The 12,968-nt window shown below is 41.4% G+C and carries 12 protein-coding genes; 5 read left to right on the plus strand and 7 right to left on the minus strand.

Going from position 1 to position 12,968, the window contains the following annotated elements:
* Positions 1-5: 5 nt before the first annotated feature.
* A complete protein-coding gene (locus tag NEE14_RS00660) occupies positions 6-1,328 on the plus strand; it encodes an MATE family efflux transporter (protein WP_251968345.1) in 1,323 nt (440 codons plus the stop codon).
* 98 nt (positions 1,329-1,426) lie between these two features.
* On the opposite strand, the gene NEE14_RS00665 is transcribed toward NEE14_RS00660, so the two are convergent.
* The 4 genes from NEE14_RS00665 to NEE14_RS00680 form a co-directional block, all read right to left on the minus strand.
* Positions 1,427-2,686 (minus strand): DUF3843 family protein, encoded by a 1,260-nt coding sequence (locus NEE14_RS00665; RefSeq protein WP_251968344.1) that lies wholly within the window; start codon positions 2,684-2,686, stop codon positions 1,427-1,429.
* 49 nt (positions 2,687-2,735) lie between these two features.
* Complete coding sequence (locus NEE14_RS00670; protein WP_022456427.1) at positions 2,736-3,173, minus strand: RNA-binding S4 domain-containing protein; 438 nt, start codon at positions 3,171-3,173, stop codon at positions 2,736-2,738.
* Positions 3,174-3,179: 6 nt separating this feature from the next.
* Positions 3,180-3,743, minus strand: coding sequence for an aminoacyl-tRNA hydrolase (pth, locus tag NEE14_RS00675; protein WP_251968343.1), 564 nt, complete (start codon positions 3,741-3,743; stop codon positions 3,180-3,182).
* Between the two features lie 119 nt (positions 3,744-3,862).
* On the minus strand, positions 3,863-4,447 hold the full coding sequence (locus NEE14_RS00680) for a 50S ribosomal protein L25/general stress protein Ctc (protein ID WP_251968342.1): 585 nt from the start codon (positions 4,445-4,447) through the stop codon (positions 3,863-3,865).
* Between the two features lie 438 nt (positions 4,448-4,885).
* Here NEE14_RS00680 and NEE14_RS00685 point away from each other — a divergent pair, with 438 nt between their 5' ends.
* The gene (locus tag NEE14_RS00685) at positions 4,886-5,770 is read left to right on the plus strand and encodes a helix-turn-helix domain-containing protein (protein WP_251968341.1); all 885 of its coding nucleotides are present in this window, start codon (positions 4,886-4,888) and stop codon (positions 5,768-5,770) included.
* 11 nt (positions 5,771-5,781) lie between these two features.
* Here the strand turns inward: NEE14_RS00685 and NEE14_RS00690 are convergent, their stop codons facing one another.
* A complete protein-coding gene (locus NEE14_RS00690) occupies positions 5,782-6,318 on the minus strand; it encodes a DUF308 domain-containing protein (protein ID WP_251968340.1) in 537 nt (178 codons plus the stop codon).
* 850 nt (positions 6,319-7,168) lie between these two features.
* Between NEE14_RS00690 and trmD the strand changes: the two genes are divergently transcribed.
* Positions 7,169-7,846, plus strand: a complete 678-nt coding sequence (trmD, locus tag NEE14_RS00695) for a tRNA (guanosine(37)-N1)-methyltransferase TrmD (protein ID WP_251968339.1) — start codon at positions 7,169-7,171, stop codon at positions 7,844-7,846.
* A 16-nt stretch (positions 7,847-7,862) separates the two neighbouring features.
* On the opposite strand, the gene NEE14_RS00700 is transcribed toward trmD, so the two are convergent.
* Both NEE14_RS00700 and NEE14_RS00705 read right to left on the minus strand, forming a co-directional pair.
* Positions 7,863-8,528 carry a porin family protein gene (locus tag NEE14_RS00700; RefSeq protein WP_251968338.1) on the minus strand — a complete coding sequence of 222 codons (666 nt, stop codon included), beginning with the start codon at positions 8,526-8,528 and terminating at the stop codon, positions 7,863-7,865.
* A gap of 10 nt (positions 8,529-8,538) precedes the next feature.
* The gene (locus NEE14_RS00705; protein WP_251968337.1) at positions 8,539-10,332 is read right to left on the minus strand and encodes a PBP1 and LysM peptidoglycan-binding domain-containing protein; all 1,794 of its coding nucleotides are present in this window, start codon (positions 10,330-10,332) and stop codon (positions 8,539-8,541) included.
* A gap of 241 nt (positions 10,333-10,573) precedes the next feature.
* Here NEE14_RS00705 and NEE14_RS00710 point away from each other — a divergent pair, with 241 nt between their 5' ends.
* Together NEE14_RS00710 and NEE14_RS00715 are read left to right on the plus strand one after the other, a co-directional pair.
* Positions 10,574-11,911, plus strand: a complete 1,338-nt coding sequence (locus tag NEE14_RS00710; RefSeq protein WP_251968336.1) for a gliding motility-associated C-terminal domain-containing protein — start codon at positions 10,574-10,576, stop codon at positions 11,909-11,911.
* A gap of 22 nt (positions 11,912-11,933) precedes the next feature.
* Complete coding sequence (locus NEE14_RS00715) at positions 11,934-12,896, plus strand: lytic transglycosylase domain-containing protein (RefSeq protein ID WP_251968335.1); 963 nt, start codon at positions 11,934-11,936, stop codon at positions 12,894-12,896.
* Positions 12,897-12,968: the final 72 nt, after the last annotated feature.

A 12,968-nucleotide genomic window follows, 5' to 3' on the forward strand; every position in this document is an offset into this window, starting at 1 on the left:
AGATTATGCAATATTCGAACAAACAAATACTCAAGATTACATTTCCAGTCCTGATCAGTCTGTTGATGGAACATCTGGTCGGTCTGACTGATACGGCTTATTTAGGACGGGTAGGCGAGGTGGAATTGGGCGCTTCGGCTTTGGCTGGTGTTTATTATCTGGTCATATATATGCTTGGTTTTGGTTTTAGCGTGGGTGCTCAAGTCCTGATGGCCCGTCGGAACGGAGAAGGTAATTATCATCGGATTGGTGATGTATTCAGGCAAGGGACGTTGTTCCTGTTGGCTTTTGCTACCTTGCTGTTTTTCTGTTCCCACGCTTATTCGCCCGTACTGCTACGCGGATTAATCGAATCGGATGCCGTCTATCAGGCTACGGTCGATTATATTGACTGGCGTGTCTATGGTTTCTTCTTTTCTTTTGTGTCTGTTATGTTCCGTGCTTTTTATGTCGGGACAACACATACCCGCGTATTGACGGCAAGCTCGTTGGTGATGGTCGGGACAAATGTGATTCTGAATTATATCCTGATATTCGGAAAATTGGGATTACCGGCTTTGGGTATTAAAGGAGCTGCCATTGCCTCTTCTATTTCGGAAGCTGTATCCATGTTGTTCTTCATTGTTTATACATTCAAGTATGTAGATTACAAGAAGTACGAACTCTTTGGCAAATGGCGTTTTGAGTTTGGGGTTTTCCGGCAAATTATGCGGGTTTCCGTCTGGATCATGATACAGAACGGCATTGCCTTTTGTGGGTGGTTTATCTTTTTCGTAGCGATGGAGCACCATGGAGAAAGGCCTTTGGCCATTACAAATGTAGTGAGAAGCATATCGGCGTTTCTGTTTATGTTTGTCAATGCTTTTGCTTCTACCAACAGTTCGCTGGTCAGTAACCTGATCGGTGCCGGAGAGACTGAAAAGGTACTGCCATTATGCCGGCAGATGATCCGTTTGAGTTATTCCTTTGTCCTGCCATTGGCTTTGTTGATGGCCTTGTTTCCGACCTTCGTTTTACGGATTTATACCGACAATATGGATTTAGTAACCAGTGCGGTTCCTTCGTTGTGGGTCATGCTTTCTTCTTATCTGATAGCTGTTCCCGCCTTTGTGTATTTCATGAGTGTATCGGGAACCGGAAACACCGGTGTAGCTCTCCGTCTGGAAATGATGAGTATATTTGTCTATATCCTGTATATTATTGGAATTGTTGTTATCCGGAAAGCGGATGTGGCTGTATGCTGGACGACCGAACATGTGTATGATCTGATGGTCCTGATGTCTTATTTCTATTTGCTGAAAGGAAACTGGAGAAACAAGAAGATATAAAGACGGGTTATAGGAGCGGTGTATAAAAAAGAAACCCGATAGCTGCATTTCTGAATGAAAAAGAGAGCAGGTATCGGGTTTCTTCTGTTTTGAGTGTATTACTTAACTTCCTCTTTGTGGAAATATTCGATCAGGAATTTCCAGTTGTCCTGAATGATTTCTTTTCCTCGCTCAGGACCAGCCAGACTCTTCGTCTGTGCGTCGGCCAGCATTCCCCGTTTAGTCATTTCAATCAGGGTGCTTGTACTGCAATGTTTAACGATAAAGAAGCCCAAAGCTGCCTTTTCGGCTCTTTCTTTATTGTAGAACGGATTCTTTTCGTCTTTAATGCAGTCGATATCTAATGTCAGAACCTGAATGCCGTCTTCAGGAGAAGCATACACACCGAATTTACGCGGCGCATTAGATGGTTTGCCTTCTGTAAAGACTTTTCCGATCTTTTCAGTCAGGAAGTCATATAATTCTGCTTCACTCTTCATATAGATCAGGACGTCATCCGGTACAACTTCCTTGAATTTCTTATAATCATCCTGTACACTTTCCCGTCTTTCTTTCTCTTTCGGATCAATAAAGGCCATGCTTTTCTCAGCTTCTTCTTTGAAGATAGCATAATCCGGATGTTCGGGAGAAATGATTTTGTAGAGCCATTGCGGTGAAGTATAAGCCAGGAAGGGCAGACGGCTGACGTGCGCCAACAGGTTATGAATAATCAGGACATCACGTTCGTTCGTCTGGATGCCCTGTTCCTGCCAGTATCCTTTTGTCGTTTCTGTTAATTCTGCGTTGGTATCCGTCAGCAGATACGAATTATAGTGGAACCAATACAACAGGTTGTTGTAATTGTCCGGATTGTCGTAGCGGGTTTCATTGCTGAACAGTTCCTGCATGCGTGTATTTTCCGGAGCAACAGTCCATTCATCGCAGAAGATTTTATAGATCATATTGGCAGCTGCCTGGTTGGCTGGATTGTCCGGATTGACGAATGTGCCTTTTCTCCATCCGTGGTATTGCTGGGTAAAGTGCCATAACAGAAAACGGACGTCTTCCAGATTGGCTTCATCTTCATAATAATGGTCGCTAGTCGTAAAGAAAGGCAGGTAATGACCATATCTTTCTTTGAATCCATGGATAAAGGTTCTCCAGATATTCGTCTGCGAAATGACATCTTCGAAGTAAGCGGCCATGCGGATAGAAATCTGCTTGGCTTCATCTCCTTCAAATGAATTGATCAGTTCGGTTGCTACTAATATATCATAGATGCGATTGGCAATAATCGTATAATACGAGTCAACCGGCGTGCTTTGTACATACGGATGCAGGACAAGCCAGTCTTTCGAGAAAATTTTAATGTTTTTCATTTGTATAAATTCTTTTTAATTGCATGCGCAAAGATAATAGATTTTCGTTTCAATCCTCATCATCCGAGTCGAAATCAAAGTCAAAATCAAAATCGTCGCCTCCTTCATAGAAATCGGCACCCGTAAACTGTTCCAGTTCGCGGCGGTCTTTTTTCGTCGGACGGCCCAAACCTTTCGCCCGGTTGACAAAGCCTGAGATACGGTTCATCTCGAGGATTTCATACTGGTCGGGTGTCGTTACGTTTTCCATAAACTGCGGGACCAGTTTGGCTCCCATCCGGTTTTCTGTCAGGTCGAGTACCTTGAACGAAAAGGTAACGGGCGGCTTCCTGACCTGAATAATGTCGCCCACCTTAATCATTCTGGATGGTTTGACATTAACGCCGCCAATCATCACACGCCCTTTCTTGCAGGCATCGGCAGCAATGCTTCTGGTCTTGAAGATGCGCGTTGCCCACATCCATTTGTCGATACGAACTTCGTTCATCTGTTATTATTTATTATTAAATTGGTTCATCGTTAATTGAATGCCTGCCAGACAGAAGCTTTTGATGATTTCTGTCGCACGATCTAAGATGGCCGGCATCTGGTCCAGTTCTTCTTGAGGAAACTTTCCCAAGACAAAATCAATTTGTCCGCCTCTTGGAAAGTCATTTCCCAATCCGAAACGCAGGCGGGCATAGTTCTGTGTATTCAGCATCTGAGCAATATTCTTCAGTCCGTTGTGTCCGGCATCACTTCCTTTGGGCTTCAGACGTAACGTACAGAAGGGAAGAGCCAGGTCATCTACAACAATTAAAAGGTTTTCAACCGGGATATTTTCCTTCTGCAGCCAGTAACGGACAGCATTACCACTCAGATTCATGTATGTATTAGGCTTCAGAACAACCAGCTCGCAGTTCTTGATCCGCATACGGGCTACGGCACCATATCGTTCGTCAGAAAAGGTCGCACCTGCTTGCTCTACCAAATGATTGACAACGCGGAATCCGACATTATGGCGGGTTCCCCAATATTCAGCTCCGATGTTTCCTAATCCGGTAATTAAATATTTCATGTTATGTTTCGAGATATGTTGAATAGAAAAATAAAGGGGTTTATTCAAATCGAACAAACCCCTTCCTGACTAAATCTTATAAATGATAAAATATCCTTTATCTTAAGAAGACTTACACATTAAGCTTTAGCCTGAGCACCACGAGCGGCACGAGTCAACTGAACAGCGCAGACAACAGCGTTCTTAGCGTTCATGATTTCCAAGCCATCGAAGTGGATTTCACCTACCTGCATAGTCTTACCTAAGCCCAGGTGATCAACATTGATAACCAATCTTTCAGGGATTTCTGTGTAAATAGCCTTTACTTTCAGTTTTCTCATCTGTAACTGAAGCTTACCACCGGCTTTAACACCTTCAGCGTGACCATCCAAAACAACCGGAACTTCCATAACGATAGGTTTCGTATTGTTTACTTCCAAGAAGTCGATGTGAAGAATGGCATCAGTTACCGGGTGGAACTGGATATCTTTCATGATGACAGTTTTCTTTTCACCATCGATTGTCAAATCAACAGCGTAGATGTCTGGAGTGTAAACCAAGTTACGAACGGCGCTGTTGGTAACAGAAAAATGAATTACTTTTTCTCCACCGTACAGAACAGCAGGAATTTCATTGTTTTTACGCATAGCTTTCAAAGCTCTCTTCTGATCTGCCGGACATGCAGCGATCTCTCTTGACTTACCTTCTAATTGAAATGTTTTCATCTTAATTAATTAAATGTGTTACTCAAAATTAGATTGTTTATTCTAATTCGCTTTCTAATTTTCCCATCACACGGGTAGAAAACGCGGCAAAGGTAGCTATTTTTTATTTCTCAGCCAAATATATAAGTTTTATTTTATTCTTTTTTAAAGTAGAAGCTCGTTCTCTATTTTTGTAATTCCAGTAATAGAAAGTTTAGTTCACGCCGTGAATTACTTAGTTCACGCCGTGAACTAAAGAATTTCTGCCTGATTTTAAATGTTTGCATAACGAATTTGGATGAATTGGCTTGGAGCGATACCATTTTTTGTTGCTTATGTCTGGCGGTAGGAGAGATGTCGATAAATCTTATAAAAAAACTAAAAGGAGATACCGCTTTCCAAATCTTTGTGTATGTTTGTATGAAATAGTGTTGTTTGGCTATAAATAAAGATGTATATATGATAGAATTGCCCTTAATTGATTTTGATACTTTGAAATCCGGTTTGTATATATATGATTGTTATCATGATGATATATTGGTGGCCGATCTGAATGGTCAAGATGTATTTTTGAATGACTCAGTCCGTGTCAATGCTTTGCAGGTTTTACTGGTTCTTGAGGGATCGATCGACCTGAGCATCGATTATGTTCTTTTCCAGGCTTCCGTAAATACAGTGGTTACGATTATGCCGACGCATATCACGAAAGTAATGAAGTACAGTGATAATTTCCGAGGTCGCCTGTTGGCTGTCTCGCGTGCATTCTTGGAACAGTCGGTTATGCCCAATCATTCTTCGTCGATGATTCAGTATATGCAGATTCGGAAGAACCCGACGGCTCTTCTGCAGGCGTCGGAAATAAAGGCGCTGGATGATTGTATGCTTCGTTTGAGACAGACGATCTTGCAGACCAGTCATCATCTGCAACGTCTGCTGATTCAGAATACGTTGATGGGCTTTTTTATCGAGATGGGCAATATCTTTTCAGAACGGAAGGAATACAATACTTCTCCTTCGTTGACACGGAAAGAAGAATTGTTTGAATCGTTCTTACGTATATTATATATGCATTGTAAGGAGCAACATGTCGTTTCATTTTATGCGGACCAATTATACATTACTCCACAGTATTTGTCGCTCATTTTAAAGGAACTGACAGGTAAGTCGGCCAATAAGTGGATTGATGAGGCTTTGATGCAGGAAGCTAAAATCTTGTTGAAAGCGCCTCAGGCTACTGTTCAGCAGGTGGCTGATGCCTTGCATTTCTCTGATCAATCCACTTTTGGCAAATTCTTCAAGAAACACATGGGAATGTCGCCGATGGAATATCGGAAGAATTCCTGATGTGAGTCGGTTCAGTCGATCTGGATATAATCTCTTTTGCGGAATTTATACCAGTTTATCAATTCGTTGACGCCATAGAAGAGGGTGGCGACTCCGAAGACTGTCAGCGTATTGGCCATCACATCCATTGGATAGACAAGGATGAGAATACCTACGAGTAGGATCAGTGAAGGTAAAACGTAGAAGCCGTACGGAACAATGCTCCATTTGCGGGCTCTGATCAAGGTGGCTATCTGCTGTATGCCGGCCAGAACCAGGACAGCTCCCAACAAATACATCAGGATGTTGACGAAAAAGTGAGGCATGATGAGCAGCCAGGCACCTAACAGCAGGCTGCCAAGTCCGTCGAGCGGAAACATCGGTGATGTCACTTCATTTTCTTTGTTCCGCAAAAAGTAACCTACAATTGAGTAAATACCAGGTAATAAAAAGCAGGCTCCGATGACCATGATCATGTAAATAATGGCAGCTTCGGGCCACATGATGAGTACAACGCCTAAGATGATGGCCAGTACTCCGCGTAGAATGCCAATGTTTGTTCTTCTCATTTTTATTTCGTTTATGCGTTAGACTCTTTTATTAAGATAACAAGTGAACTTCACTTTTGTTGGTAGGTGACAGGTGATTTTTATTTACCAGCAGCAAATCCGCGTTGTTGTCTTTTTGACTGCAAATGTAGAAAGATTTAGGATTCGTTGTCAAGATAATATGGATATACATAAAAGGAACGAAACTGATTCTTGATTGATGATAACGGAGGCTTGACTGGCAGAAATAAAAAAAGGACTCCAAATGAAGTCCTCTTTTATATAGTCTTTTCAGAATTACGTTTCAATCAAAAAGGGAATCTGGATATTATAGATATCCGTTTTCCCATCTCAGCATTTCACTCTTGCCTACTTCAGCCAGATACTTTGCACATTTCTGCCACATGGCAACTAAAAACTTTTTCATTGTCGTTAAAAATTTAAATAGTTAATAATGCGGTTGGGTAAGATCCTTCTTTTAATTTAATAGATAACCTTGTAAAACTTTTTTCTTTCATTGGATCTTATACCAACCATTACCTAAACAACCTTGATTCTTCCTTTTCTGGTTTACGAAAAATCTGTAAAGTTTGAATCAATATCCTGAAAACAGGACTTATAACTAAACAATCTTTTCACCTCTGTGCTGTATAGTTATGTTTTACGACACAAAAATACTTTATTCATTTGTACGTTGTTCTCTTTATAGCAAAAAAATAAAGAATATGTTCTCTTTCTTGATTTATGATAAGAAAAACAGCTTAATTGGGTGTGAAATGTCAATATACAGAGCTGTTTGGGCTACTACGGATTCAGATAAAAAGCGTATCTTTGTTGTCTGATTAATTAATTGATAAGGAACTGAACACATATGCGTATAGATATTTTGACTGTATTACCGGAAATGATAGAAGGAATGGTGAATTGTTCTATCGTGAAACGAGCTCAGGATAAAGGACTGGCCGAAATTCATTTACATAACCTGAGAGATTATACGACTAATAAATGGCGTCGGGTAGACGACTATCCGTTTGGAGGAGAAGCAGGAATGGTAATGCAGATTGAACCGATCGACCGGGCTATTTCAGCATTAAAAGAAGAACGGGAGTACGATGAAGTGATTTATACTTCGCCGGATGGAGAGACATTCAACCAACCGATGGCAAATCAGATGTCGTTATTGAATAATCTGATAATTCTGTGCGGTCATTATAAAGGTATCGATTACCGGATTCGCGAACATCTGATCACCAAGGAAATCTCGGTAGGTGATTATGTGCTGACCGGAGGAGAATTGGCCGCTGCTATTATAACCGATGCAGTGGTCCGCCTTATTCCGGGTGCGATAGGAGATGAGCAGAGTGCTTTGTCTGATTCCTTTCAGGATAATTTGCTGGCACCTCCGGTTTATACGCGCCCCGCAGAATATAAAGGATGGAAAGTGCCAGACATCCTCTTGTCAGGTCATCAACGCAAGATAGAAGAATGGCGTTTGCAGCAGGCCCAGGAACGAACAGCCCGTCTTCGTCCGGATTTGCTCAAGAAGTAAAGGCATTTGTGCCCGTTTATCGCCAGATAGGAAACAAATAGGTGAACTTAACTCCAATAGTTTGGCTGGCAGAACGGGCAAACGGATCTTTTTTCTGGCTGCCATAGATATCGCCCAAAGCATAATAGTATCGGCCTTCCAGCAGGAAATGGCCGATGCCTGTTGATAATTCCAGTCCGGGTCCGCCACACAATCCCCAGTCAAATTTCTTCTCGATCGGCATATCATGCTGCATATTATTCCGGTTTGGTTCGGCTCCGTTTAAGTTACTTACCGTACTTTCGCTAAGCGCATACCCTATTTTAGGTCCCAAGTTGAAGAAGAACTTGAAACGATTCCCGCCAAAATAAATATGAGTCAGAAAGGGAAGCTCTACATAATTAATTGTCCGGCTGTATTGATACTCCGGTTGTTCCTCAAATTCTTCCTCCCATCCTTGTTGGGCATAGTTCAATTCAGCCTGAAGTCCCAGGTGATTTTCAGTAATCCATCGGAGCGTTACACCACCCTGATAACCTTGTTTCATTTTCTGGTTGACTTTCGGAGCAAAGGATATGGATGAAAAGTTCATGCCAAACGAAGCACCTACCGACAATTCTTGTTTGAAGGTGTTATTTTGTGCTAGACCGTCTCCGATAGAAAGGAACAGCAGCGAGGCCGCTAGAAACAAATACCTCATCATCTTCCTGATTTTATTCACGAGTTACGGTAAAATCTTTATTATAGTGCACAATAAAGATTTGTGTATTAATGAAACCTCCCCAGTTATTGACACGATGAAAATCAAAACCCGTCTGAATACTCGGGTAATGGATGTTGTCGAGCTCTTCTTCGAAGTTAACACCATATTTTTTCATGGCTCCAAAGAAGAACATACCTGTATCGAATCCGAGGATACCATATTTCGGATAGGTATTGATTAAGTCCTTACTATACCAGGTCTTGAATTTGTTGTAGAAATCCTGCATGGGTTTCGACAAGTTGTCAGCATAGAAATTGGTATAAATATAGGTATCGAGCGCATAGAAATCGTCCAGGGCTTCGCGTACGTACGTTTGCCATTCCGGATAACCGAAGAGAGAAATTGTATAATCAGTTTTAGTCTCGGCCAGCATACGCAACGGTGTCTTGATCTTCTGCAGCGCTTCCAGCGAAGACGATGTCGGAATAATGACATTGCGGACTTGGTCGACCATGTAAAGCGAATCCAGATCCTGGGCAAAAGTTTCTCCGTTGTATTCGATTTCCTTGAAAGGAACCTGATGGTCCTTCAATTCTTCTTGTAAGGCCTTAATGAAAGGCTTTTTCTCTTCTTTATCATGGATATTGACAAAGATGATATGATCGTTGGCAAACAACTTGCGTCCTCGTTCTGCCGCTTTGGAATATAAATAGGAATGAGGCGTATTTACTTGAAACACGAAGTTGTTTGACAGGACATCGTCATTTTTAGAAGTAAAAGGAATGACATATTTGATATGATGTTCTTTGGCAAAATCGGCTATCATTTTAATCTGATCATTCTGGACGGCTCCAATGATTAGATCGGCATTCGGCAGAGTTTCGCCCGTAAGAATTTCGCGGATGCGGCTTGTTCCTTCTCCTGTATCATAAACCGATAAATCCAATGATAAGCCTTGGTTCTGCAGACTGTCGACAGCCAGTAACATTCCTTCATAATATTCAATGAAACGGGAAGACGCTGCAGTCTTCTTACTCGGATTGAAAGGTAATAATAAGGCTACTTTAAGCTGATTAAGTGCCCGTGTACTTTTAGGAGCCGACAATAATGCGTTCACTTCAGATTCAGACTGGATGAACGATTCTGTAGAGGCTTTGTTCTCCGTTTTGCTGGCAACGGCGTCATCTTTAACCGGCACTTTAATTTCAACGCCGGCTTTTACTCCGCTTTTTAATTGAGGATTCAATTTGATCAGTTCGTAACTGGAAACCTTGAATTTCCGGCACAAACTATACATTGTCTCTTTCTTTTGAATAGTATAAGTAATTTCCTGAACCGGAGCTTCTTCTGCTTGCGGTTTACTTTCTGTTTGGGCAGTTTGATCCATGGCCTGAATACTTTCATTGGAAGGTATGCGGATGGTTCGTCCTTTCTGGAATGTTTTTACAGAAAGACCCGGATTGGCCTGCAGAATATATTGGGCAGGCACTTTATATTTCATGGAAACGGCATAAAGTGTTTCCTTGGCTTCAATGGTATGAAAGGTATATGTCTCTGCATTATTTCCTTTGGTGCTGGCTTTCTTCTGCGGAATCAGCAGAACTTCACCGGCTTTAATGCCTTCCTTGCTTCCAGGGTTCAGTTTATAGATGGCTTCTGTGGTGACACCGTACATGGTGGCAATGGCATAAACAGTTTCGCCTTGTTCGATGGTATGCTGAAAAGTTTTGCTATCTTGTCCGAAAGCAGTTAAACTGGCAACACTGAGTACACATGAAAGTATAACGGTTTTCAATCGATTCATTTCTTCTTTGTTTAATCGGGACAAAGATAGTGTAAGTCTGCAAAAAAAGCTAATAATGGAACTGGATAATGTTGGAATAAGCGGTTGGTAGAAATAACATTTGACCTATTTCTGCGTTAGAAAGAAAATATCCTATAAAAAATGGTAAAAAGGGAAAGATAAAACGACCCTTCATTATGCTGTGTGAAGTGTTGTTTGAAGAATTATTGTAATTTTGGAGTCAATTAGTAAGCGTATGAAAATGAAAACACTTAGAAAGTGGTGCTGGCTTTTCTTTTTGTTGGGAATGATCCTGCCTTTGTCTGCTGAAGAATATGTAGTGAAAGGCGGGCAAGGCGAACCGATGTTGGCAAAGGAAGAGACGGCGTTGAAATTGAAAGTGTATGTCGTGAATGGGACGGATGGTGTTACGATCAGTTATACATCCACTTCGACTGAACATCAATGGTATCGGTATAAAACAAAACGGCTGGAGGCAGAACCTATATCCTGCCAACAGCAGGGATCAACTTCGACTATAACAAATATAGAAGACGGGTATGGTTATTTTGTGGAAGAAGGACCTTTGTCATCGTATGTCTGGATTATTGATTATAGCAAGCATCCTTTTGAGATAAGCAATCTGGCCGTTTCAGAAAACAGTGATCCTTGTTCCGGTGTTATCTTGACAGGTGATTACAAGATGGATAATCTGACATATTCGGATCCGACAAGTGGTATCAACCGTCAGCTGAACAGAAAATTTGAGGTGACTTATGAGACATTAGAATGGGATGAGGATTCAAAGGTTTTCAATTCAATCGAAAAGGTAAAGAATCTGGAAGGAAATCCGTTTCAGCAATTGGTCGATTCGGTTTATGCAGATACCAATTTTACGTTGACGGGCGATCAGTTCGCTTCTCACTTTGGTAAAATGCAATCGGCTACTACTGATTATTATGAAGCATCTTCTATCTTGTTGGAGGCTGATACAACTGTTTTCCTGGATGAAGCGGAGAATATGACTACTACCTCTGAAGCGCTGTCAGCTCCGGTAACGATCCGTTTTACAGCTTGCGCCAATGATCCGGTGGCTTCTTTGTATATATGGAAAATCTATAAAACCGAGGAAGGAGCGGATAATGCCCTGATACGTTTTACTGAACCGGAAGTAGAATATACATTTTCAGAATATGGAAAATATACAGCAGAAGTAGAAGTGAGTGATCGGACTGGAAAATGTTATAATTCTTATCCGTTTGAGATCGAAGTGGCCGAATCATTTTTGGATGTGCCAAATGCTTTTTCCCCGGGAACAACGCCTGGTGTTAACGATGAATTCCGTGTGGCATACAAATCTTTGGTTAAGTTCTCCTGCTGGATCTTCAACCGATGGGGACAACAGATCTATCATTGGACGAATCCGGCTGCAGGATGGGATGGTAAACAAGGCGGAAAGTATGTAACGCCTGGTGTATATTTTTATGTGATTGAAGCAGAAGGTTCGGATGGAATCAAATACAAGAAAAAAGGAGATATCAATATTTTACGCCCGAAAAAAGAACGTAGTTATGAATCTTCTGGAAGTTCGGAAATGTAGAAACTCTTATTGTTAGAAGATAATGAAAGCAAAATTAATGTCAGTATTGGCCGTATGTCTGTTGTTTTTCTTTGCATGTATATCGGTCTGTTCGGATGATTCAGCCTTGATTAAACGGGTTAAGCCGGTCGTCCCGTCGATGATTATGACTCCGGAAATACCTGATCAAATTCATTTCTGCGGTCAGTTGATCGATTTGACCCGTTATAATATGCATGAAGGCATAGACCGGGAGTTGTCGTCCTTCTGTTATTTACATGCAAGTACCATGTTGAATTTTAAGCGGGCAAACCGTTATTTCCCAATTATAGAACCTATATTGAAGGAATATGGTGTCCCTGATGATTTTAAATATCTGGCTGTTATTGAAAGTAATCTGGATCCACGGATTAAATCTCCTGCGCGGGCTGTAGGAATGTGGCAGTTTATGGAAGGAACAGCCAAGGATTATGGATTGACAATTACTCCGACAGTAGACGAACGCAGTCATGTGCAGAAATCGACGATAGCAGCGTGTAAATACTTGAAAGATGCTTATGCCAAATATGGTGACTGGGTAGCTGTCGCTTCTTCCTATAATGCGGGAATGGGACGTATTTCCGGTGAATTGAGTAAACAGGATGTGGAAAGTTCATTAGACTTATGGCTGGTTGAGGAAACAACACGCTATGTTTATCGGATTCTGGCCATCAAATTGATTTTCGAGAATCCTTATAAATATGGCTTTGTCTTGCGCGAACGGGATTTATATAAGCCTATTGAATGTAAATCGGTGGAGGTTTCATCGGATATACCCGACTTAGCTTCGTTTGCCAAGGCCCAAGGGGTGACTTATGCTGATTTGAAACGGTTTAACCCGTGGCTAAGAGATCGGAAACTAATAACAGCAGGAAAAACGTATGAACTGCTGATTCCTCAGGTAAGTGATATGTACTACAAGACTCCTAACGAAAAAGTCTATAACCGGAACTGGCTGGCTGAATAAAAAAAGGAATCTTGTAGGCAATAGATTATTAATTGTCGGCTGAAAAAGCTAACTTTGTAGAAATTTTAAGTA

The sequence above is a fragment of the Parabacteroides sp. AD58 genome, assembly GCF_023744375.2.
GTDB classification, from domain to species: domain Bacteria; phylum Bacteroidota; class Bacteroidia; order Bacteroidales; family Tannerellaceae; genus Parabacteroides; species Parabacteroides absconsus.